The 22576-nt window shown below is 67.4% G+C and carries 15 protein-coding genes; 9 read left to right on the top strand and 6 right to left on the bottom strand.

All coding sequences use genetic code 11. The annotated features are described in order from the left end of the window. Window positions 1-6 precede the first annotated feature (6 nt). Window positions 7-750, bottom strand: a complete 744-nt coding sequence (locus tag AC1RRR_RS05425; RefSeq protein ID WP_492811146.1) for a GntR family transcriptional regulator — start codon at window positions 748-750, stop codon at window positions 7-9. A 172-nt stretch (window positions 751-922) separates the two neighbouring features. Here AC1RRR_RS05425 and AC1RRR_RS05420 point away from each other — a divergent pair, with 172 nt between their 5' ends. Both AC1RRR_RS05420 and AC1RRR_RS05415 read left to right on the top strand, forming a co-directional pair. Further along, window positions 923-3256 (top strand): TonB-dependent receptor, encoded by a 2334-nt coding sequence (locus tag AC1RRR_RS05420; RefSeq protein WP_492811144.1) that lies wholly within the window; start codon window positions 923-925, stop codon window positions 3254-3256. An 11-nt stretch (window positions 3257-3267) separates the two neighbouring features. Continuing rightward, the gene (locus tag AC1RRR_RS05415; protein ID WP_492811143.1) at window positions 3268-4554 is read left to right on the top strand and encodes a M28 family peptidase; all 1287 of its coding nucleotides are present in this window, start codon (window positions 3268-3270) and stop codon (window positions 4552-4554) included. Here AC1RRR_RS05415 and AC1RRR_RS05410 read toward each other — a convergent pair. Further along, window positions 4551-5171 carry a glutathione S-transferase family protein gene (locus tag AC1RRR_RS05410; protein ID WP_492811141.1) on the bottom strand — a complete coding sequence of 207 codons (621 nt, stop codon included), beginning with the start codon at window positions 5169-5171 and terminating at the stop codon, window positions 4551-4553. The two genes, AC1RRR_RS05415 and AC1RRR_RS05410, sit on opposite strands and share 4 nt — an antisense overlap. 141 nt (window positions 5172-5312) lie before the next feature. On the opposite strand from AC1RRR_RS05410, the gene AC1RRR_RS05405 reads away from it, so the two are divergent. After that, window positions 5313-6539: a serine hydrolase domain-containing protein gene (locus AC1RRR_RS05405; protein WP_492811140.1), complete on the top strand. Its 1227-nt coding sequence runs from the start codon at window positions 5313-5315 to the stop codon at window positions 6537-6539. Here the strand turns inward: AC1RRR_RS05405 and AC1RRR_RS05400 are convergent, their stop codons facing one another. From AC1RRR_RS05400 to AC1RRR_RS05390, 3 genes are all read right to left on the bottom strand, one after another. Then, a complete protein-coding gene (locus tag AC1RRR_RS05400) occupies window positions 6540-7472 on the bottom strand; it encodes an iron-containing redox enzyme family protein (RefSeq protein ID WP_492811138.1) in 933 nt (310 codons plus the stop codon). Between the two features lie 137 nt (window positions 7473-7609). Further along, a complete protein-coding gene (locus tag AC1RRR_RS05395; protein WP_492811136.1) occupies window positions 7610-8131 on the bottom strand; it encodes a glycine cleavage system transcriptional repressor in 522 nt (173 codons plus the stop codon). Between the two features lie 69 nt (window positions 8132-8200). Continuing rightward, a complete protein-coding gene (locus tag AC1RRR_RS05390) occupies window positions 8201-9301 on the bottom strand; it encodes a sialidase family protein (RefSeq protein WP_492811134.1) in 1101 nt (366 codons plus the stop codon). Window positions 9302-9398: 97 nt separating this feature from the next. Between AC1RRR_RS05390 and AC1RRR_RS05385 the strand changes: the two genes are divergently transcribed. Beyond that, entirely contained in the window at window positions 9399-12209 is a 2811-nt protein-coding gene (locus tag AC1RRR_RS05385; RefSeq protein WP_492811133.1) for a family 78 glycoside hydrolase catalytic domain, read from the top strand. On the opposite strand, the gene AC1RRR_RS05380 is transcribed toward AC1RRR_RS05385, so the two are convergent. Continuing rightward, complete coding sequence (locus tag AC1RRR_RS05380) at window positions 12206-12829, bottom strand: TetR/AcrR family transcriptional regulator (RefSeq protein WP_492811131.1); 624 nt, start codon at window positions 12827-12829, stop codon at window positions 12206-12208. The two genes, AC1RRR_RS05385 and AC1RRR_RS05380, sit on opposite strands and share 4 nt — an antisense overlap. Window positions 12830-12939: 110 nt before the next feature. On the opposite strand from AC1RRR_RS05380, the gene AC1RRR_RS05375 reads away from it, so the two are divergent. From AC1RRR_RS05375 to AC1RRR_RS05355, 5 genes are all read left to right on the top strand, one after another. Continuing rightward, window positions 12940-14370 carry an efflux transporter outer membrane subunit gene (locus AC1RRR_RS05375; protein WP_492811130.1) on the top strand — a complete coding sequence of 477 codons (1431 nt, stop codon included), beginning with the start codon at window positions 12940-12942 and terminating at the stop codon, window positions 14368-14370. A 35-nt stretch (window positions 14371-14405) separates the two neighbouring features. After that, window positions 14406-15530 carry an HlyD family secretion protein gene (locus AC1RRR_RS05370; protein ID WP_492811128.1) on the top strand — a complete coding sequence of 375 codons (1125 nt, stop codon included), beginning with the start codon at window positions 14406-14408 and terminating at the stop codon, window positions 15528-15530. 38 nt (window positions 15531-15568) lie between these two features. Next, entirely contained in the window at window positions 15569-17119 is a 1551-nt protein-coding gene (locus AC1RRR_RS05365) for a DHA2 family efflux MFS transporter permease subunit (RefSeq protein WP_492811126.1), read from the top strand. Between the two features lie 125 nt (window positions 17120-17244). After that, window positions 17245-19503, top strand: a complete 2259-nt coding sequence (locus AC1RRR_RS05360; RefSeq protein ID WP_492811124.1) for a hypothetical protein — start codon at window positions 17245-17247, stop codon at window positions 19501-19503. Window positions 19504-19845: 342 nt separating this feature from the next. Continuing rightward, on the top strand, window positions 19846-22530 hold the full coding sequence (locus AC1RRR_RS05355) for a TonB-dependent receptor (protein ID WP_492811123.1): 2685 nt from the start codon (window positions 19846-19848) through the stop codon (window positions 22528-22530). Window positions 22531-22576: the final 46 nt, after the last annotated feature.

Raw genomic sequence — 22576 nt, 5'->3', positions numbered from 1 at the left:
GTCCTTCTAGGCTTTGCGCGCCCGCGCGGGCCGGGTGTCCTCGGCTGGCATCAGGCCGTGGCCGCGCGAGATCATCAGGCGCATGGCCTCGTTCTGCATGTGATAGAGAATGTTGCGCGCGCCCTCGGCGGCCATGGCGCCGTCGCGCTTGGCCAGGCCTTCGCGCACGACCAGCCAGTGATTGAACGGCGCGCCGCCGGTGCTTTCGGCCAGGCTGACATAGGAATAGTGCCAGCGGGTCTTGCGACGGATGGACTCGATCATCCGTTGGGCGTCGGCGCTGGACACGCTGGCCAGGCGGCTGAAGATCACCTCGCTCTGATGGATCAGATCCTCGGCCGAGGCGCCGCTCTCGGACGCCGTCAGCAGGGTGTCGACCAGGTCCAGCGTCACGGCCATCTGCTTGGGTGTGGCGCGGATGCAGGCGAAACGGGCGGCGCAGCCATAGAGGGCGGCGCGCACCTCGTAGAGGTCGAACACCTCCTGCACCGTCGTGGCCGCGACATAGGCCCCGCGGTTCTCCTCGATCACCACCAGGCCGTCGTCGGCCAGGATGCGCAGCGCCTTGCGGGCGATCGAGCGGCCCACGCCGAACTCGTTGCAGATCCGCGCCTCGCGCAGCCACTCACCTGGGGAAATGACGTCGTCCTGGATCTGGCGACGCAGCGAGGCCGCAAGGTCGACAGCGCCGGGCGGGTCTTGGACTTCAGGCATGGAGACGAGGGCCTCAGGAAAAACGGTGACGGTCATTCTGGCGCTTCGAACGAGATCCGGAAAGTCGGACTAGATTAAACCCTACGGCATTGATAGAAATTCGGATCAGCGATCCAGAGAATATTGTTCAACAATCCATCTAGCATCGTCGTACCGTCTGTGTATCCTTTTTATCAACGGCGCACAAAAGCGTCAGAAGGAGGGGGGTATGCGACAGCTATTTTTGTCCGCAGCGTCAATTTCGCTCGCGGTTGCATCTTCGGCAGCGGCTCAGACGACTCGCGCGCCAGACACCATCCAGGCGATCGAGGAGATCGTCGTCACCGCCCAGCGCAAGGAAGAGAGCCTCAAGGATGTCCCGGCGACGATCTCGGCCGTGACCGCCGAGCAGCTGGACGCCATGGGGCCGACCACCAGCACCGGTGACCTGCTGCGCACCATGCCGGGCGTGCGGTTCAACGACCTGCAGTCCAACAATCTGAGCGAAATCTCGATCCGCGGCTCGGGCACTCAGCGCGCCACGGGCGCGGACTCGGGCGTGGGCCTATTCGTCAACGGGGCCTATGTGGGTTCCAGCACCCTGGGCGGCCGCAACTTCCGCCACATGGACTATTTCGACCTGGAGCGGGTCGAGGTGCTGGAGGGGCCGCAGGGCGCGCTGTACGGGCGCAACTCCGAATACGGCGTGGTCAACATCGTCTCGGCCAAGCCGAGGTTCAACGACAGCGGCTATATCAGCGCCAACTATACCGGCGACCTGCAGCAGACCAAGCTGACCGCCGTGATCAACGAGAAGGTCAGCGACGAGGTCGCCGTCCGTGTCGGCGTCCAGGGCATCCGTCAGAGCAAGGGGTTCTTCTACAACCCCAACAGCGACAAGTACTACGACCACACCGACGGCTGGATCTTCCGCGGCCAGGTCCGCTACCGCAAGGGTCCACTGGACGTCACCTTCCTGGTCGACGCCCAGGACCTGAACCTGCCCAGTTTCCTGAACACCTATGTGCTGCCGCCGGGCGTCAACACCGCGATCCCGCAGGGCCTGACCCAGGACCGCTTCGTAATCCCGCACGACGGCAAGGACGGCGTCCACCAGCAGGCCCAGCGGGCCATGATCCTGGCCGACTACGACCTGGGCTGGGGCAAGCTGACCTCGACCACCATGGCCACCCACTGGATCTCGCGACAGGACTACGCGGCGGCGATCGACTTCGCCAAGGAGTCCGAGCTGCAGCGCAGCGGCCAGCTGGGCCTCTATCCCTTCGGCCAGACCTCGACAGTGGCCAAGGACCGCACCTTCTATCAGGACTTCCACCTGGCCGGGCAGGCGCTGAACGGCAGCATCGACTGGCTGGCGGGCGCCGACTACCTGATCCAGCATGACTTGAACGGCACGGACTCGGCGACCTCGCCCTGTACGTTCCGTCTGAACGCCGGCATCTGCACGGGCACGCCCAACCAGCCGCAGTGCTTCTTGCCGACGCCGACCTCGACGGCCTGTCCCGCGATCTTCCCGGCCGCCTTCGGCACTTCGGCCCGCGCGCCGCTGCGCAACGAGTCGATCTCGGGCTACGGCCTGGTCCGCTATCGCACCGGCAACTTCACCTTCGCCGGCGAGCTGCGTTATTCGCACGACAAGAAGAAGGCCAGCCAGGAGACGGTGCTGCTGTACACCAGCACGGCGGCCTCGCCGCGCGCGGCCTATGTGTTCGGCGCCGATCGGACCAACTACACTCTGACGGCCAGCTATCGGATTCCTGGTCCGATGCAGTCGCTGGTCTACGCCAAGGTCGGCACGGGCTATCGCGCCGGCGGCGTCAATGCCCGCACCTCGTCGCCGGCCGCGCCGAACCCGTTCCGCTCGACCTACGACAACGAAGACACGACCAGCTACGAGGTCGGCTTCAAGGGCAACCTGGCGCGCAACATCTATCTGCGGCTGGCGACCTATCGCTCGACGACCGACAACGCGATCACCTCGATAACCGACGGCTGCACGGTGCTGAACGCCTGCCAGCGGGCGGGCACGATCTTCAACATCAACGGCGGCACGGTCCATGCGCGCGGGGTCTCGGCGGCGGTCGACGGCCGCTTCCACGTCGCCGACGGCCTGCTCAGCGTCAGTGTCAACGGCGCGCGCCAGCGGGCCCACTACGTCGAGACGCCGAACAACTATTCGGGCTTGCCGGTGGTCGGCTCGTCGGTCGCCCAGATCCCGAAATGGACGGCCTCGGCCACGGTCGACTACCGTCGCCGCATCACCGAGAAGGTCATGGGCTTCGGCAACGTCACCTACAACGCCCAGGACGGCGGGGTGCAGGACACGGTGACGGTGGCGACGCCGGCCATCTACCTGCGGCCGGTCGACCTGATCAGCCTGCGGGCCGGGGTCGATGTCGGCAAGATCCAGGCGGCGGTGTTCGTCCAGAACCTGGCGGACAAGACCATCGCCCTCTTGCAGTTCCAGAACGCCGGCGCTCCGCTGGCCAATCGCTACAACGCGCCCCGGACCATCGGGGCCAACGTGACCTACCGCTGGTAAGGGAGATCGGCATGAAGACGTCGCGGCGGGATCTTCTGGTGGGAGCGGGCGTGCTCGCGGCGGCGTCTCAGGCGAGGGCGGCTCCAGCCGCCTCGCCGCAAGGCGAAGCCTGGTTTCAGGCCGTGCTCGAGCGGTTCGCCGGCTTCGGGGTGAAAGCCTCGGGCGGGGCGGGCGACACCGCCAGCGGCGCGTGGCTGGAGGGGGACCTGAGCGCCCTCGGCTATCGCTGCGAGCGCCAGGCCTTCGACGTGCCCTATGCCGAGGTCCGCAAGGCGACCCTGGTCGTCGGGGACAAGTCGGCAACCGTCTTCCCGCAGGCGATCGTCAAGACCACTGGCGTGAACGGCCTGACCCTGCCGATCAAGCCGGCCGGCGCGGGCGGCAGCCTGGACGGGGCCATCGCCCTGGTCGTGCTGCCGTTCAGCCGCTGGGTCAGCATGGCCCAGCCGGCCATCGGCGCGGCGCTCAAGGATGTCTTCGATCGTGGCGCGGCGGCGGCGGTCGTCGTCACCACCGGCCCGACCGGCGAGGTGATCGGCCTGAATGTCAGCCCGTCCGAGCCTGGCTTCCTGAAGCCGGTCGTGCTGCTGGCTCCGAAGGACGCCGCGCCGTTCGTCGCGGCCGCCAAGACCGGCGCGACGGCGACCCTGACGGTCGACGCCGAGGTCGGCCGACGGCCGGCCTACAACCTGGTCGCCCGCCTCAATCGTGGCGCGGCCAAGACCCTGATCGTCACCACACCGCGCTCGGGCTGGTTCACCTGCGCTGCCGAGCGTGGGGCCGGCGTGGCGGTGTGGCTGTCGCTCGCCCACGCCCTGGCGGCGGCCAAGCCCGACGTGAACCTGGAGTTCGTCGCCACCAGTGGCCACGAATATATCTATCTGGGCGGCGAGCAGTATCTGGAGCACCACGCGCCCAAGCCCGCCGACACCAAACTGTGGTGCCACATCGGCGCCAGCGCCGCGGCCCGGGACTGGCACGAGCTGGCCACCTTGCGACCGCTGCCTAGCGCCGACAGCCAGCGGGTGCTGACCGCGACGCCGGACCTGCTCGCGCCGACAAAGGCCGCCTTCAAGGGCCTGAACGGCCTGGAGGCGGTCTATGAAGCCAACAAGGCCAATGCCGGCGGCGAGCTGGTGAACGTGATCGAGGCCGGCTACCCCTCGGCGATCGGCCTCTATGGCGGGCACCGCTTCTTCCACACCGCCGGCGACGACATGCGCTGCGTATCGGGGGATCTGGTCCTGCCGGTGGCCAAGGCCTTCCGGACGGCGATCGACGCGGCGTTGAAGGCCTAGGCCGGTTTCTGCGCGGCCTTGGCGGCGATGAAGCCGGGCCGCGCGGCCAGACGATCCCAATAGGCCGCGACCTCCGGGCTGAACTTGTGCGAAAGGCCCAGGTCGCGGGCCAGCAACAAGGCGTAACCGACGCAGATGTCGGCCATGGTGAAACGCCCGGCGCACAGCCATTCGCGGTCGGAGAGAGCCCGGGTCAGGTGGCGCAGGCGCGACAGGAACCACTGGGCGTAGTCGTCGGCGGCCTGCTTCAGGCGGCGCTCCTCGGGCTCCAGCTGAGTGTAGCGCAGCACGATCGTCTGCGGGAACGTCAGGGTCGCCTCGCTGCGATGCAGCCAGTCCAGCCATAGCCCATAGTCCGGTTCGTCGACCTCGACGGCCAGGGGCGAAGGGCCGTGGCGCGTGGCCAGGTACTGCGGGATGGCGGCGCTCTCGGTCATCCGCACGTCGCCGTCGATCAGCAGGGGGATGGTGCCCAGCGGGTTCTGCTCCAGGTATTCCGGCTGCAGGATGCGGGGCGGGAAGGGCAGCAGATGCAGGTGATAGGGCAGGCCCATCTCTTCCAGCGCCCACAGCGCGCGGAACGAACGCGCGTCATGGCAGTGATAGAGCTCGATCATCCCAGGCCTCCCCCAAGTGCGACCACGGGGGATCGCTGGATGATTGTTGAACAATCATTCCATTATTGATCAACGAAAATCTTGCCGCTGGATCGAAGCAGCCATACGATCGTATCAAACAACAAGATCGGGGAGAGCGCGATGAAGATCAAATCGCCAGAAAAGCACGGCTTCGACGCGAGCCGCCTGAACTTCGTCGATGCGTTCCTGAAGGAGCGCTACATCGACTCGGGCCGGCTGCCGCACGCCCAGCTGCTGATTAGCCGCGACGGCGAGGTCGTCCACTTCAGCAGCCAGGGCCAAGCGCGCGAAGGCTCGGACAAGGCGATCGACGAAGGCTCGCTCTTCCGCATCGCCAGCATGACCAAGCCGGTCACCTCGGTCGCCTTCATGATGTTGGTCGAGCAGGGCAAGGTCGCGATCGACACGCCCGTCAGCCACGTCCTGCCCGAGTTCAAGGGCGTCGGCGTCCATGCCGGCGGCGGCGGCGACGCGCCGTTCATGACCAAGCCGACGGCCGAGCCGATGCGCATGCTGGACCTGCTGCGTCACACCTCCGGTCTCACGTACGGCTTCCAGAACCGCACCAATGTCGACGCCGCCTATCGCAAGGGCAAGATCGAGGACTGGCACGACAATCTCGACCTGGACGGTTTCGTCGGCGCGCTGGGCAAGCTGCCGCTGGAGTTCTCGCCCGGCGAGGCCTGGAACTATTCGGTGTCGACCGACGTGCTGGGCGCGGTGGTCCAGCGGGTGTCGGGCATGCCGCTAGACCAGTTCTTCGCCGAGAACATCTTCAAGCCGCTGAAGATGCACGACACCAGCTTCGTCGTGCCGAGCGACAAGGCCGATCGCTTGACCGACTGCTGGATCTGGAAAGGCCCTGACCAGCCGCGCGGCATCCTGGATCGCGCTGACGAAAGCGCCTGGCGCAAGCAACCCAAGCTGCTGTCGGGCGGCGGCGGCCTGGTCTCGACCGCCCTGGACTATCACCGCTTCTGCCAGATGTGCGCCAATGGCGGCGAGCTGGACGGGGTGCGCATCCTGGGCCGCAAGACGCTGGAGCTGATGACCCTGAACCACCTGCCGGGCAAGGGCGACCTGGCCACGCAGTCGCGCTCGCTGTTCAGCGAGACCCAGAACGCCGGCACGGGCTTTGGCCTGGGCTTCGCCGTCACCCAGGATCCCACGCGGGCGATGATCCCGGGTTCGGTCGGCGAATATTATTGGGGCGGGATGTTCTCGACCTCGTTCTTCATCGATCCGGTCGAGAAGCTGCACATGGTGTTCATGACTCAGATGAGCCCATCGTGGATCTATCCCATCCGCCGGGAGCTGAAGACGCTGATCTACTCCGCCCTGACCTAGCTACTCGGCCGCGTAGACCAGCGGGTGGGTGTGAGCCCACAGGTGGGCGCGATAGGTGTCGAAGCACTGCTCGCCGCAGATCAGGCGCATGACCGCGCCCTCGGCGATGTGGCGGGCCCGCGAGGGATCCTCCGACACCAGCGGGACCAGCGCCTCCGCGTTCCAGGCCTTGGAGTGCTCGATGTCCAGTTGGGCGTGCAGGGCGAAATACTTGCGGGCCTCGGGCGAGACGCCGTTGCGCTTGAGGCCCGCATCAACACAGGCCACGCGGGTGGGAGCGGTCAGCTCGACTACGCCCAGGGCGCCGATCGACTGCCAGACATAACGCCGGGTCGTGGCGAAGGCGGTCATGACATTGGCCAGGCACAACGACTGCCACAGAGTGCTGTCGATGGTGGGCGTCAGGCCCAGCGTCTCGGTCGTCCGCGTCAGCATCGGACCGTGCATGCCCTTGGCGCTACCGCGGCCCATCTCGTCCCAGTAGTTGCGGGCCAGTTCCAGCTTGGCGCGGTCGGGGACCTTGACCTGGGTCATGGCGACCAGGTCGTCGAAGCCGGCCTCACCAGCCGCTTCCTGGGTCAGGAACCACTTTAGGTCTTCCAGCGAGGCGGCGCCTTCCAGCCAGTCGAACAGCGGATCCCATTGGCCGGGGCCATGTTCCTTCAGCGCCTCGAACCAAGCGATGAAGTCGTCGGCGTCCTGCGGCACGTCCTCGACCAGCGGGGCGATATGGGCGCGGAAGGCTTCGACGAACGCGCCCTCGATCCGGCGCATCCGGATCTCCTGGTCGAGATCTTCACGCCAGGTCTCGGAGGGCGCGGTCGGCGCCAGGCGTTCGTGGTTCCAATGCGCCAGGCCCTTATGCAGGGCCTCGGCGTCGGGAAACTGCGGGCTGAACGCGCCCAGGCGCGAAAGACGTTCGCCACCGTACACGGATGACCTCCCTCATGAGTCCCGCCGGAGGGCGAGGTGGGAAGGCAAACGGCGGACTTGGTCATTGCGTTCCTATGTCGGAGACGCGACGCCAGGTAAGGCCAAGCCTTTGACTAACAAAGGATATGCCTTTGAACTCAGCCCGCGTCGGGGGTGAGCGAGACATCGACCATGATCTCGCCGGAAATGGCCTCCAGCGCCGTCTGCACGGCCTCGGCCTTCAGCGATGGCGGCAGGCGCAGGCGGGCGTCCATGTGGAACAGCGGCGCGCCGGAGTGGGGCTCGACGCTGAGACGGGTGTCGAAGGCCTCGATATTGGCGTTGATGCCGCTGAGCACGCCGGTCACCTGGTGGACGATGCCCGGACGGTCGCCGCCGACCAGGCTGAAGCGGACGACCTCGCCCTCGGCGGCGCCGCTCTCGATCGTCGGCGCGATACGGACTTCCAGGCCCTCGGCGTCAACGGCGCTCACGGCTTCGCGCAGGGCGTCGGTCCGGTCGGCGTCCAGCTCGACCAGCACGGAGCCGACATAGAGGCCGCCCAGCTGGCTGAGATGGCTCTCCAGCCAGTTGCCGCCGGCCGACAGCACCGCGCCCGCCAGCGCCTGGGTAAGGCCGGGACGGTCGCTGCCGATGACGCTCAGGATCAAGGTGGCCATGGATCACTCTCTACGAAGGACGGTGCGAACGAGCCACGCGCGTCCGCCTCCGTCAATCGCGGACCGATGTCAGGTAAGCTGCTTGGGATCGATCACCACGTGGCGGATGCCGCGCCGGTTGACGGTGTAGGTGACGTGCACCTTGCCGTCCCGCGCCTGGATAACGGCGGGATAGGCGTAGCCGTCCGGAACGACTTCGGTCTCCAAGGTCAGCACCTCGCGCCAGCTGACGCCGTCATGCGAGATGGCGACGTTGAGCGGCACGCGCGGACCCTTGCCCGGCGAGGTCGGGCGGTGGCCGGCGTGGTTGTAGACCAGCAGTTGACGGCCGTCGGCAAGGGTCACCGCGTCGGTGCCGGAATTCGGATTGGGCAGGTCGATGGCGGCTAGCGGGCTCCACGTCTTGCCGTCGTCCTTCGACCAGGTCTGGGCCAGGGCGCCCTGGCGGGTGCGGGCCACGGCCTCCAGCGCGCCGTCGGCGTGGAACAGGATGCTGGGCTGGATGGCGTCGACCTTCAGGGGCGAGGCGACCAGGTCGGTCTTGGTCCAGGTTTTCCCGCCGTCCTCGCTGCGTTCGAAATAGAGGCTCCAGCCGCCGCCGTCGGCCTTGGTGACGCCCTCGGACTGCTCGACGCTGACGGGCGACAGCCAGGCGCCGCTCTTCAGCACCACGGGCTTGTTCTTGATGGGACCCAGGATGCCGTCGGGCAGGCGCTCGGGCTTGCTCCAGGTCTTGCCGTCGTCGACCGAGGTCATGACCATGCCCCACCAGTCCTGCGGGCTGGGGCCGACCTTATAGAACAGGAAGAGCTCGCCGCCGGGGAGCTGGAACAGCACCGGGTTCCAGGTCGGCAGGCGCGGCTTGCCGTCGGGTTGGACGCCGTTGGCCAGCTCCTTGGCCTCCTGCCATTTGCCGTCGATATTGCGCGCGAACCAGATGCCGACGTCCGGATTGCGCTCATGCGTGCCGCCGAACCAGGCCGCCGCCAGGGTCCCAGCCTTGGTCTCGACGATCGTCGAGGCGTGCGACTGCGGGTAGGGGGCGTTGGTGTAGACGGGTTGGGAGACCAGGACCGCACCGGGCGCCGCCTTGGCCGGCGCACCGGCCAGGCTGGCGAGACCACCGAGGCCCAGACCGGTCAGGAGCGAACGCTTGGAGACGACGGCCATGGGAACCTCACACGCTTAAGGACTTTCGAGAGCTTGCGTTTGCGCTCGAATGCTTCTGGTATCGCTACCGCGTTCGGGCGGGAACAGGGAAGTGCGTATGAGTACCAAGGTCAGTCGCCGCACCGTGGTGGGTGTCGCCGCGAGCGTGGGCCTGCTGCCATCCCTGGCCGACGCCCGTGAGGCCAGCCTCGTGGCGCGGGATCTGCGCGTGGAGTGGCTGACCGATCCCGTTGGTATCGACACCCGCCGCCCGCGCTTCCGCTGGCTGCTGGAGGCGGGCGAGGGCGCGCGAGATGTGCGGCCGACGACCTTGCGGGTGATCGTCGCCAGCTCGCCCGAGCGCCTGGCCGCTCGCGTGGGCGACGTCTGGGACAGCGGTCGGCGCAAGTCCGGCAAGCTGGACATCGCGCCCCCGAAGGATCTGCCGTTGGCCTCGCACACGCCCTACGTCTGGGCGGTCGAGATCGACGGCGTCTGGAGCACTCCGGCGCGGTTCGTGACGGGGATCCTCGATTCCGCCGAATGGCGCGCCCGCTGGATCATGGCCAAGCCCGAGAAGGTGCGCGGCGACCACGTGCGCGGCTGGAGCAAGGAACTCACCGATCCCGCCGAGACCGCGCCGCCGCTGCTGCGGAAGGGTTTCGACCTGAAGCGTAAGCCGCGCCGCGCGGTGGTCTCGGTCTGCGGGCTGGGCCACTTCGAGCTGACGGTCAACGGCGCGCCGGTCACGGCCAGTGTGCTGAACCCTGGCTGGACGGCCTATGACAAGACGGCGCTCTACACGACCTACGAGGTCGAGGGGCTGCTACGGCCGGGCGCCAACATGCTGGGCGTGCGGCTGGGCGGCGGCATGTACGACGTCGAGAAGGTCGCCGGCCGCAAGTCCAAGTTCGTCGACAGCTACGGCCGGCCTCGGCTGCTGCTGCAACTGAGCCTGCATCACGACGACGGCTCGGTGGAGCACGTGGTCAGCGACGAGAGCTGGCGCGTGGCCGAAGGATCGATCGTCTTCGCCTCGATGTTCGCCGGCGAGGATGTCGATGCTCGTCGCGAGCGGCCCGGCTGGCACCTGCCCGGCGCCAGCGACGACGGTTGGCGTCCAGCCTTGCCGGCGCCCGATCGCAAGATCCGGCTCAAGGCCCAAGGTGTGCCGCCGGTCGCCATCCACCAGCGCTTCGAGACCGTGGCGATCACCGAGCCCAAGCCGGGCGTCTTCGTCTATGACCTGGGCCAGAACTTCGCGGGCCGGCCGGAGATGGTGGTGCGCGGCCCGGCGGGCGCGGCGGTCAAGCTGACGCCGGCCGAGGTGCTGGGCGAGGACGGCCTGGCCTGGCAGCGCAGCTTCAACGCCGGTCCTGATCGCTGGGTGCTCTACAACTACACGCTGGCGGGTAAAGGCGAGGAGCGGTTCGTGCCTCGCTTCAACTATCACGGCTTCCGCTACCTGCAGGTCGAGGGCGCGGTTCCGGCCGGCCGGGCCAATCCGGATGGCAAGGCGGAGATCGTCTCTCTGGTCGGTCAATTTCTGTATGCGGATCTTCCGCAGGTCGGGACTTTCGCCAGCAGCGACAAGCTGCTCGAGCGAACTCATCACCTTATCGAGCGCGCGGTGGTGTCCAACGCCTACAGCGTGCTGACCGACTGTCCGCATCGCGAGAAGCTGGGCTGGCTGGAGCAGGCGCACCTGAACGCGCTGACGGTGATCTACAACCGCGACGCCTCGACCATGTACGAGAAGATGATCGGCGACATCGTCGACACCCAGCAGCCGGACGGCATGGTCCCGGGCATCGCGCCCGAATACACCGCCTTCCTGGAACCCGACGGCCGCGACCAGGACGCCCGCAACTCGCCCGAGTGGGGCTCGGCGGTGGTGCTGGCGCCGTGGGCGGCCTACCGCGCCTATGGCGATAGGAAGGTGCTGGCGGACGGCTATCCGGCCATGCGGGCTTACGTCGACTACCTGGCTGCTCGCGCGCAGGGCCACATCGTCGATTTCGGCCTGGGCGACTGGTACGACGTTGGTCCCGGCAAGCTGGGCGCCTCGCAGCTGACCAGCCGAGCGCTGACCGGCACGGCGACCTCGTATCAGGCGCTGACGACCCTGGCCTTGGTGGCCGAGGTCCTGGGGCGTCCGCCGACCGAAGCTGCCGACTACCGCAAGCGCGCCGGGGCGATCCGGGCGGCCTTCAACGCCAAGTTTCTCGACGCGACGGCCGGCTCCTACGATCGCGGCAGCCAGACCGCCAACGCCATGCCGCTGGCCTTGGGCATGGTCCCGAAAGGCCAGGAGGGCAGGGTGCTGGACGCCCTGGTCCGCGCCGTCCGGGCCAGCCAGAACGGCGTCACGGCCGGCGATGTCGGCTTCCACTACGTGGTGCGGGCCTTGGCTGAGAACGGCCGCGACGACGTGATCTTCGACATGATGTCGGTCACCGACCGGCCGAGCTATGGCTACCAGCTGGCGCGCGGCGCGACAGCCCTGACCGAGGCCTGGGACGCCGACCCGACCAAGTCGCTGAACCACTTCATGCTGGGCCATGGCGAGGGCTGGCTGTTCGGTGGGCTGGCCGGGATCAATGTCGATTTCGCCGCCGCGCCGGACCGGGTGATCACGGTCGCGCCCAAGCCCGTCGGGACGGTGGCGTCAGCCGAGGCGACCTTCCGCTCGGCCCTGGGACCGGTGCGCAGCGCCTGGCGCAGGGAAGGGGGCGTGCTCTCGCTGGACGTCGAGGTGCCTGCTGGCGCACGAGCGACCGTACGTCTGCCGACCAGCGCGCCGGCTCAAGCGCGCGAAGGCAGCGTCGCAGTGTCGACCGCGAAGGGCGTGCGCTCGACCCGCGCGGTCGCGGGCGGGCTGGAGATCGTCGTCGGATCGGGCCGCTACCGGTTCACCGCGCCCGTCTAGCGCGGGCCGAAGGCCGCCATGAAGGTGCTGACCGCGGCCTCGACCTCAGCGTTGACCTCTTCGGGCGTCGGCTGACCGATATAGTTGACCAGGCGCGCCTTCAGCATGCGGTTCTGGCACAGGCCGATGAACTGATGGCCGGCGGCGATCGGGTCTGAGACCTCGATCCGGCCCTCCAGTTTCATGCGCGCCAGGAAACCGCCCAACAGGCGCGCGCCGCGCAGCGGGCCGGCCTCGTAGAAGGTGCGGCCCAGATCGGGCGAACGCTCGGCCGCCGTGGCGATCAGGCGGAAGTGGCGCATGTTGCGGTCGGACATGACGTTGGTGACGTAGCGCCGGCCCAGGCGCGTCAGCGCCGCGCGCACGTCGTCGACCTCGTCGTCCAGCAGCTGGAACATCTCCGCGCCCTGCCAACCGCAATAGCGCTCGATATGGGCCTGGAAGATCTCTTCCTTGCTCTTGAAGTAGTTGTAGAGCGTGCTCTTGGAGCCGCCGACCTTGGCGGCGATGGTCGACATCGAGGCGGCGTCGAAGCCTTCCTCCAGGAACACCTCGGCGGCGACGTCGAGGATGGCCTCGCGGCGGGCGTTACGGTCCAGGTTGGGCTTGGCGTCGATCATCGAAATTCTTTCCGACCGTACGGTACGGTCGCCTTGACTGTAGCGCAAGAGGAGCCTACTTGCACTCCTGCATATGACTATACCGTACGGTCACATCAAGGCGCCTCCCCATGCCGACCTTCTCTTCTCGCCGTAGCTTTCCTTTCCTTGCCGCCGCCAGCGCCCTGGTGCTGGCCGCTTGCGCCAGCCTGCCGCCGGCGCAAGTCGCGCGGGTGGCCAAGGCTCCTCAAGCCTACGAAACCGCCCAGACCCTCGCGGCGCCGACCGCCGACTGGCCCGCCGACGCCTGGTGGACCGCCTATGGCGACGCCCAGCTGAACGCCCTGGAAGGCGAGGCCCTGAAGGGCTCGCCGACCCTGGCCGCCGCCGAGGCCCGTCTGCGCCGCGCCCAGTCGCTGGTCGCGCAAGCCAAGTCCGCCGACCTGCCGCAAGTCTCGCTGGGCGCCTCGGCCGCCGAGAGCAAGCAGAGCTACAACGCCGGCATCCCGCCGGCCTTCGTGCCGCAGGGCTATAACGACATCGGCCGTCTGGCCCTCGACTTCAGCTGGGAGCTGGACTTCTGGGGCAAGAACCGCGCGGCCGTCGCCGCCGCGACCTCGGAAGCCAAGGCCGCCCAGGCCGACGCCGCCCAGGCCCGCCTGACCCTGTCGACCGCGGTCGCCTCGACCTATGCCGAGCTGTCGCGCCTCTACGCCCAGCGAGACGTGGCCGCAGCCGCCGTCAGCCTGCGTGAGCAGACCAGCAATCTGGTGTCCAAGCGCGTCGCCAACGGTCTCGACACCAAGGCCGAGAGCGAGCAGGCCGCGGCCGGGCCGCCGGCCTCGAAGGCCGAGCTGTCGGCCATCGACGAGCAGATCGCCCTGACCCGCAACGCCCTGGCCGCCCTGGTCGGCGCGGGTCCGGATCGTGGCCTGGCCATCGCGCGGCCGGCCAATGCGACGATCAAGCCGTTCGGCCTGCCGGAGAACCTGCCGGCCAACCTGATCGGCCGCCGCCCCGACGTGGTCGCCGCCAAGTGGCGGGCCGAGGCCGCGACCTCGCGCACCAAGCAGGCCAAGGCCGCCTTCTATCCGGACATCAACCTGACCGGCTTCATCGGCGCCCAGTCGCTGTATCTGGACAAGCTGTTCTCCAGCGGTTCGGACATCGGCCAGGTCGGTCCGGCCCTGCGCCTGCCGATCTTCGAGGGCGGCCGCCTGCGCGCCGGCCTGCGCGGCGCCGAGGCCGATCGTGACGCCGCCGTGGCCAGCTACGACGCGGCCCTGACCCAAGCCCTGCGCGAAGTGGCCGACGTCACCGCCAGCGAGAAGGCGCTCACCAGCCGTCTCGCCGATGCTCGCCAGGCTCTGACCGCCAACGAGAACGCCTACCGCATCGCCCGCCTGCGCTACGAAGGCCAGCTGTCGACCTACCAGTCGGTGCTGCTGGCCGAGCAGTCGGTGCTGGCCCAGCGCCGGGTCGTCGCCGACCTGGAAAGCCGCGCCTTCGCCCTCGACATCGCCCTGATCCGCGCCCTTGGCGGCGGCTTCACCGGCGCCTGAACCCTCACGACATTCGTTTCCTAGGACTTGCACCTATGTCCGATCAACAACCCGCTGCTTCTCAAGCCGCTGCCAACAACAAGCGCCGTCGCCAGCTGACCCTGCTGGGCGGCGCCGTCGCCATCGGCGTCGTCGGTTACGGCGCCTACTGGCTGGCTTTCGAGAGCCACTATGTCGAGACCGACGACGCCTATGTCGGGGCCGAGACCGCCCAGGTCACCGCCCTGTCGCCCGGCCCGGTCGCCAAGATCTTCGTGGTCGAGACCCAGGCCGTGAAGGCCGGCGACCCGCTTGTCATCATCGACGACGCCGACGCCCGCATCGCCGTCGCCCAGGCCGAAGCGGCCCTGGGCCAAGCCGAGCGCAAGGTGAAGGGCTACTTCGCCAACGACACCGCCCTGGGCGGCCAGTTCGAAGCCCGTCAGGCCGATGTCGCCCGCGCCGACGCCCAGATCGTCGCCGCCAAGTCCGACGTCGAGCGCGCCCGCGTCGACCTCTCGCGTCGTCAGGCGCTGGTGGGCGAGGGGGCTGTCTCCGGCGACGAGCTGACGACCGCTCAAAACCGTCTCGCCAACGCCCAGGCCGGGCTGAACGCCGCCCAGGCCGTCCGCGCCCAGGCCCTGGCCAGCCGCGACGCCGCCATCGGCACGCGCGAGGTCAACACCGTACTGATCTCCGGCGCCTCGGTCACCGAGAACCCGGAAGTGAAGGCCGCCCAGGCGCGCCTGGACGCTGCCCGCCTGACCCTGGCCCGCACTGTGGTCCGCGCCCCGACCGACGGCATCGTCGCCCGCAAGTCGGTGCAGGTCGGCCAGCAGGTCGCCATCGGCTCGCCGATGATGTCTGTGGTGCCCACCACCCAGGCCTATGTCGACGCCAACTTCAAGGAAGTGCAGCTGGACAAGGTGGTCCCCGGCCAGCCCGTCGTGCTGACTTCGGACCTCTACGGCGGCGGCGTGAAGTTCCACGGCAAGGTCCGCGGCCTGGCCGGCGGCACCGGCTCGGCCTTCTCGCTGATCCCGGCCCAGAACGCCTCGGGCAACTGGATCAAGGTGGTCCAGCGCGTGCCCGTCCGCATCATCCTGGACCCGGCCGACCTCGCCAAGCACCCGCTGCGCGTGGGCCTGTCGATGAAGGCCAAGATCGACGTCGCCCAATAGACGGCGCGAAGTAATCCCTCTTCTTGAGGAGGCGTCCAATGGCGTCCGAACAAGCTCAGGCGGGACCCCCGCCGATGACCGGCGCGCTGCTGGCGATCACCTCGATCGCCCTCGCGCTGGGCACCTTCATGCAGGTGCTGGACAGCACCATCGCCAACGTCTCGATCCCCACGATCGCCGGCAATCTGGGCGTCAGCTCCAGCCAGGGCACGTGGGTGATCACCGCCTTCGCCGTGGCCAACGGCGTCTCGGTGCCGCTGACCGGCTGGCTGATGGGCCGCTACGGCGTGGTCAAGACCTTCGTGGTCTCGGTGATCCTGTTCACCGTCGCCTCGCTGCTGTGCGGCCTCTCCTGGAACCTGGAATCCCTGATCCTGTTCCGGATCCTGCAAGGCGCGGTGTCGGGACCCATGATCCCGGGCTCCCAAGCCCTGCTGATCATGATCTTCCCGCCCGCCAAGCGCGGTACGGCCCTGGCCATCTGGTCGATGACCACCCTGGTAGCCCCGATCTGCGGGCCGATCCTGGGCGGCTACATCTCCGACAACATCAGCTGGCCCTGGATCTTCCTGATCAATGTGCCCGTCGGCATTCTGTGCGCCGTCATCTGCTGGCGGAACATGGCCAGCCGCGAGACCCCGACCCGCAAGCTGCCGATCGACCGCACCGGCTTCATGCTGCTGCTGATCTGGGTCGGCGCGCTGCAAGTCATGCTGGACACGGGCAAGGAAGCCGACTGGTTCTCGTCGCCCGCCATCGTGGTCGAGCTGGTCTTGGCCATCGTCTTCTTCATCGCCTGGGTGATCTGGGAGCTGAACGAGAAGCACCCGATCGTCGACCTGTCGCTGTTCCGCTCCAGCAACTTCACGATCGGCACCATCGCCTTCTGCCTGGGTTATGCGGTGTTCTTCGGCAACAACCTGCTGCTGCCGCTGTGGCTGCAGACCCAGATGGGCTACATCGCCACCTGGGCCGGGCTGGTGGCCGCGCCCAGCGGCGTGGTCGCGGTGCTGCTGACGCCGTTCGCGGCCAGGATCATGACCAAGGTCGACGCCCGTTGGACGGCGACCCTGTCGCTGGCGGCGTTCGGCCTCTCGTTCTTCATGCGCTCGGGCTACAACTCGCAGGCCGACTTCTGGTCGCTGGTGATGCCGATGCTGGTGCAGGGCGTGGCGATGAGCACCTTCTTCATCTCGATGGTGACCATCTCGCTGAACGGCATCCCGCCGCAGCAGACGCCGCAGGCCTCGGGTCTGTCGAACTTCTCGCGGATCACCGCGGGCAGCTTCGCCGCCTCGCTGGCCACGACGATCTGGGACCGGGGCGAGGCCGTGCACCAGACCCGCCTAGCCGAGACCATGAGCTCGGGCAGCCCGGCCTGGATCGATGCGGTGAACAAGCTGCAAGCGGCGGGCATGACCCACCTGCAGGCGGTCGGGGCTGTGACCCAGCAGGTCGTCAACCAGTCCTATCTGCTGGCGGCCCTGGACTTCTTCCGCGTCTCGGCCTGGCTGTGCGTGATCCTGATCCCGCTGATCTGGCTGACCAAGAAGGCCATGAGTGGCGGTGGCCCTGTCGCCGCCGACTAGGATCTCACTTTCATAATGTGAGATTGACTCCTATAGAATGGAATGGCGGGGCGTTGATCCGAAACGATCGACGCCCCATCGTTCAACCGCGGTCCACCGCGGACAAAGCGTTCTGGGAGTCATCGATGCGACGCGCGCTTCTGGCCGGTCTGGCCCTGTTCACCCTGAGCCCCGTCGCGTTTTCTGGGCCGGCTTTGGCCCAGCCCATCGACCGCCATGCGCTGGTCAGTCGTCACGACGTCAAGCTGACCAAGGTCGACCCGTCCGCGCCCCTGATGGTCGGCAACGGCCAGATCGGCTTCACCGCCGACATCACCGGCCTGCAGACCTTCCCGGAAGCCTATTCCAAGATCGCTCCGCTGCTGACCGAGGCCCAGTGGGCCTGGCACGCCTTCCCGAATCCGAACAACTACACCTATGCCGACGGCACGACGCCGATCGACGTGCGCGGGACCAAGCAGCCCTACGCCTACATGAAGGACTGGAACGAGGCGGCCAGCCGTCCGGCCCTGGCCTATCTGCGCGAGAACCCGCACCGCTTCTCGCTTGGCCGCGTGGCCCTGGACCTGCGCGACAAATCCGGACGGCCTGCAAAGTTCGAGGACCTGACCGCGACGGAGCAGACCCTGGACCTGTGGACCGGCGTCCTGACCAGCCGCTTCGTCTATGACGGCGAGGCCGTGACGGTCCGCACGCGGGTGCATCCGACCCTGGACATGATCGTGGTCGACGTGGACTCCGCGCTGGTCGAGCAGGGCCGGCTGAAGCTGTCGGTGAAGTTCCCGGGCGTCTCCAAGGCGCTGAACCCGGATCCGTCCGACTGGACCCATCCGGAGCTGCACACCACCAAGGTGACCGGGGAGGGCGCTTCGCGCCTGGACGTCTCGCGCCAACTGGACGCGACCAAGTACTTCGCCGCCCTGCAGGCTGATCGCGCCGTCGACTTCACCGCCGCCGGCCCACACGCCTATGTCGTCGCGCCCAAGGCCAAGGGATGGACCCTGGGCCTGGAGGTTGCGTTCTCACGCCAGGCTGTGGCCAAGCTGCCCACCGTGACGGTCGCCGATCAGGCCGCCCGCGCGCACTGGAAGTCGTACTGGACCCAAGGCGCCGCCGTCGATTTCTCGGGCAGCACCGACCCCCGCGCCGCCGAGCTGGAGCGCCGGGTGGTGCTGTCGCAGTACCTGATGGCCTTGAACGGGGCTGGCGAGGTCCCGCCGCAGGAGGAGGGGCTGTTCTCCAACAGCTGGAACGGCAAGTTCCACCTCGAGATGCACCCCTGGCACGCCGGCCACTTCGCGCTGTGGAACAAGCCAGAATACCTGGAGCGCAGCCTGCCCTGGTACGTCGGTCACCTGAAGGACGCCAAGGCCCGCGCCGCCAGCCACGGCCTGAAGGGCGCCTGGTGGCCCAAGATGGTCGGGCCGGACGGCGTCGACAGCCCCTCGAAGGTCTCGCCCTTCATCATGTGGCAGCAGCCGCATCCGATCTGGATGTCCGAGCTGATCTGGCGCGACAAGCCGACCAAGGCGACCCTGGCCAAGTACGGCCAGCTGGTCTCCGAGACCGCCGACCTGCTGGCCAGCTTCCCGCACCGCGACGACAAGGGCCGCTTCGTGATCGGCCCGCCGATCATCCCCGTGCAGGAGAACTACGACCCGCTGACCACCTTCAACCCGGCGTTCGAGCTGGAATACTATCGCTGGGGCCTGGAGACGGCCCAGCAGTGGCGGATCCGCGCCGGCCTGGCGCGCAAGCCCGAGTGGGACGCGGTGATCAAGGGCCTGGCCCCGATGGCCACCAAGGACGGCCTCTATCTGCCGACCGAGTCGACGCCGGACTTCTGGGACGTGGCCAAGAGCAAGGACTGCTCCCAGCACGCCGTCGGCGAGCAATGCATGAACCGCGACCACCCCTCGTTCCTGATGGCCTATGGCCTGATCCCCGGGAGGGCCGATCCCGAGACCATGCGGCGCACCCTGCGGGCGGTGGAGAGTGACTGGGACCTGCGCCAGACCTGGGGCTGGGACTATCCGATGATCGCCATGACCGCCGCGCGCCTGAACGAGCCGGACAAGGCCGTCGACTGGCTGTTCTTCGACGCCAAGAACAACAAGTTCGGCGTCTCGGGCATGACCCCGCGCGTCCACCTCGACGCCCATGCCCAGGCCTTCCTGGCCACGGCCAAGGATGGCGAGCCGGTCGGTCCCGACGGCCCCGGCTACACTCGCGCGGCCGAGACCTACTTCCCGTCGAACGGCTCGCTGCTGGCGGCCGTGGCGATGATGGCGGGCGGCTGGGACGGCGCGAAGGGGCTGACGCCGGGCTTCCCGAAGGACGGCAAATGGAGCGTCCGCGCGGAAGGCTTCAAGCCGATTCCGTAAGGACCGTTTTCTCGCGGATTCTTGTCGAAGCCGTCTTCGCCGAGGGGCGAGGGCGGCTTCCTTTACGTCAGCTTGGCCGTTTCGACAGCGTTATCAAAACCGGCTGAAGCTGAACTGGTAACACCAACGAATAGGCTAGCGAAAACATATTCATACCGGACTTTTGCGCCGCTTTTGACGCTCGACCTAGTTAGCCGCTTGCCGTGAAATCGCGGCCAATTGGTAAGACCAGAGTTGCGTTTCTTTGCAACTTGTCACAAGATATGGATAGATATCCCACATTCTGAGAAATGTGGTTAGTGAAGACACCGGTGTCACGCATCGGTAGGGGAGAAACACAGGATGATTTTCAGCACGTTCAAAGCGCGCCTGCTGGTGTCGTGCGCGGCCATGACCGTGGCTAGCGCTGCCAGCGCTGGCGCCGCCATGGCCCAAACCGCTGCCGAAGACACCCAGGTCGAAGAAGTTATCGTCAGCGGCTACCGCTCCAGCCTGAGCAAGGCCCTGGGCGCCAAGCGCACCAGCATCGGCGCCATCGACGCCATCCTGGCCGAAGACATCGCCGCCTTCCCCGACCAGAACCTGGCCGAAGCTATCCAGCGCCTGCCGGGCGTGACCATCGACCGCGTCGGCGGCGAAGGTCGCCAGATCTCGGTGCGCGGCCTGAACGCCGACTTCACCCGCGTGCGCATTAACGGCGTGGAAGCCATCGCCACGGGCGGCGGCAACCGCAGCCGCGGCTTCGACTTCAACGTCTTCGCCTCGGAACTCTTCAACAGCATCACGGTGCGCAAGACCCAGTCGGCTGACGTGGCCGAAGGCTCGCTGGGCGCCACGGTCGACCTGCAGAGCGGCCGTCCGTTCGACTACACCGGCTTCAAGGCCGCGGCCTCGGCCGAGGGCAGCCTGAACAGCATCACCGACCGCATCCTGCCGCGCGCGGCGGGCCTGCTCAGCTGGTCCAACCCCGACAAGACCTTCGGCGTGCTGGCCTCGGTGGCCTATTCGAAGCGCCAGCCGGTGGCCGAAGGCTTCAACACCACCCGTTGGCAGGGCGCCGACGCCAGCGACAACTTCGCCAGCTGCTCCAAGTGCACCACGCCCGAAGAGCTGGCCAAGGTCCAGAACGCCTTCTATCCGCGCATCCCGCGCTACACCGCCTCGAAGATCGACTCCGAGCGCCTGGGCATCACCTTCTCGACCCAGTGGCGCCCGAACGCGAAGTCGGAACTGGCCCTGGACGTCCTCTATTCGGACCTGAACCAGTTCACCGAGAGCCCGAACCTGGAAGCCATCTCGTTCAGCCGCTCGAACGCGGCCGGCGTCGGCTCGACCATCGTCCGCGACTACGCGCTGAACGATCGCAACACCTTCACCTACGGCGTGTTCGACAAGGTCGACGTGCGTTCGGAGAACGGCACCCAGCGCGACCACACCACCTTCACCCAGGTGACCCTGGCCGGGAAGTACGAGTTCACCGACCGCCTGCGCGGCCAGGTGCGCCTGGGCGTGGCCAATTCTGACTACCGCATGCCCGAGCAGATCTCGTTCCAGCTCGATCGCAACGACGTCAACGGCTACACCTACGACGCCCGCAAGAATGATCGCACGCCGATCATCACCTACGGCTTCAACGTCGCCGACCCGAACCTCTACACCCTGACCGAGATGCGTTCGGCGGTGCAGACCTCGCTGAACATCACGCGCACGGCCAGCGGTAACCTGGAGTTCGACGTCGACGAGCACCTGAAGCTGCGCGGCGGCGTCGACGCCCAGCAGTACGTGGTCAAGTACCGTGGCGCGAGCCGCAACCAGGTGCTGACCGGCTCGAACCAGATCGTCGGCGTGGGCGCCTTCTCGAAGGTTGTCTCGTTCGGCCGCGACTTCCCGTTCCCGGGCGGCGACCGCAGCTATGTGGTGGCCGATATCGACAAGGCCCTGGCGGCCACCAAGCTGCTGAACTTCCCGCTGATCGTTCAGCAGGGCGACACGCGCGACGTCGAGGAAAAGGACCTGTCGGGCTTTGGCCAGGCGGTCGTGGACGCCACCGTGTTCGGTGGCAAGCCGCTGCGCGCCGACTTCGGCTTCCGCGTGGCCCACACCAAGGTCACCTCGCAGGGCTTCATCGGTTCGGGCGTCTATCTGACGGCCAAGAACGACTATACCGACGTCCTGCCGTCGATGAACATCACGCTGGAGCCGCGCGACAACTTTATCCTGCGCGGCGGCATCGCCAAGGTCATGGCCCGTCCGACGCTGGGCAGCCTGACCCCCGGCGGTTCGGTCGGCGCCACCACGCGCACGGTCAACTTCGGCAATCCGGACCTGGAGCCGTTCCGCGCGACGAACTTCGACCTGGCGGCCGAATGGTACTTCGCCTCGGAATCGCTGATCGGCGTGGCGGTCTTCTACAAGAAGATCGACAGCTTCATCGCCAGCCAGACCACGCGCGCCGTCTATAGCTCGCTGGGCCTGCCGGCCAGCCTGCTCAGCACCAGCGCCGGCGTCTCGGTCAACGACATCTTCGACGTGACTAACCCCTATAACGGCGAAGGCGGCTGGCTGAAGGGCGTCGAGTTCCAGTACCAGCAGCCGTTCAACTTCCTGCCGGATGCCTTCCGCGGCTTCGGCTTCATCGGCAACTTCACGTACGTCGACTCGAGCGTGAACTACGGCACCACCGCCGCGCCGAAGTACAACAAGCTGACTGGCCAATCGAAGACGACCGCCAACGCGACGATCTACTTCGAGCGCGGCAAGTTCAGCGCGCGCACCTCGCTGGCCCGTCGCTCGGGCTTCCTGACCCAGTTCCCGGGCTCGAACGGCAACAGCGAGCACGGCACGCACGGCAGCACGTACTACGACTTCTCCTCGAGCTATAAGATCCGGCCGAACCTGGTGGTCACGCTGGAAGGCATCAACCTGGGCGACAAGTTCACCGACGCCTATGTCGACACCGCCGACCGCGTCAGCGACTACCGCCACACTGGCCGCGAGATCCTGCTGGGCGTGCGCTGGACGTACTAATCTTCCTTTTCTCGACTAGGTCCTCCCTGGGGCTCGGCGTGATCCA

This window comes from Caulobacter sp. GW821-FHT12D05 (genome assembly GCF_058807295.1).
This window is presented reverse-complemented; position numbering and strand designations above follow the sequence as displayed.

Bases quoted from the DNA above. Each gene is read 5' to 3' on its own strand.
- AC1RRR_RS05410 (WP_492811141.1), bottom strand. From the start codon at position 5,171: ATGATCGAGCTCTATCACTGCCATGACGCGCGTTCGTTCCGCGCGCTG.
- AC1RRR_RS05360 (WP_492811124.1), top strand. From the start codon at position 17,245: ATGCGACGCGCGCTTCTGGCCGGTCTGGCCCTGTTCACCCTGAGCCCC.
- AC1RRR_RS05415 (WP_492811143.1), top strand. From the start codon at position 3,268: ATGAAGACGTCGCGGCGGGATCTTCTGGTGGGAGCGGGCGTGCTCGCG.
- AC1RRR_RS05405 (WP_492811140.1), top strand. From the start codon at position 5,313: ATGAAGATCAAATCGCCAGAAAAGCACGGCTTCGACGCGAGCCGCCTG.
- AC1RRR_RS05370 (WP_492811128.1), top strand. From the start codon at position 14,406: ATGTCCGATCAACAACCCGCTGCTTCTCAAGCCGCTGCCAACAACAAG.
- AC1RRR_RS05425 (WP_492811146.1), bottom strand. From the start codon at position 750: ATGACCGTCACCGTTTTTCCTGAGGCCCTCGTCTCCATGCCTGAAGTC.
- AC1RRR_RS05395 (WP_492811136.1), bottom strand. From the start codon at position 8,131: ATGGCCACCTTGATCCTGAGCGTCATCGGCAGCGACCGTCCCGGCCTT.
- AC1RRR_RS05420 (WP_492811144.1), top strand. From the start codon at position 923: ATGCGACAGCTATTTTTGTCCGCAGCGTCAATTTCGCTCGCGGTTGCA.
- AC1RRR_RS05365 (WP_492811126.1), top strand. From the start codon at position 15,569: ATGGCGTCCGAACAAGCTCAGGCGGGACCCCCGCCGATGACCGGCGCG.
- AC1RRR_RS05390 (WP_492811134.1), bottom strand. From the start codon at position 9,301: ATGGCCGTCGTCTCCAAGCGTTCGCTCCTGACCGGTCTGGGCCTCGGT.
- AC1RRR_RS05375 (WP_492811130.1), top strand. From the start codon at position 12,940: ATGCCGACCTTCTCTTCTCGCCGTAGCTTTCCTTTCCTTGCCGCCGCC.
- AC1RRR_RS05380 (WP_492811131.1), bottom strand. From the start codon at position 12,829: ATGATCGACGCCAAGCCCAACCTGGACCGTAACGCCCGCCGCGAGGCC.
- AC1RRR_RS05385 (WP_492811133.1), top strand. From the start codon at position 9,399: ATGAGTACCAAGGTCAGTCGCCGCACCGTGGTGGGTGTCGCCGCGAGC.
- AC1RRR_RS05355 (WP_492811123.1), top strand. From the start codon at position 19,846: ATGATTTTCAGCACGTTCAAAGCGCGCCTGCTGGTGTCGTGCGCGGCC.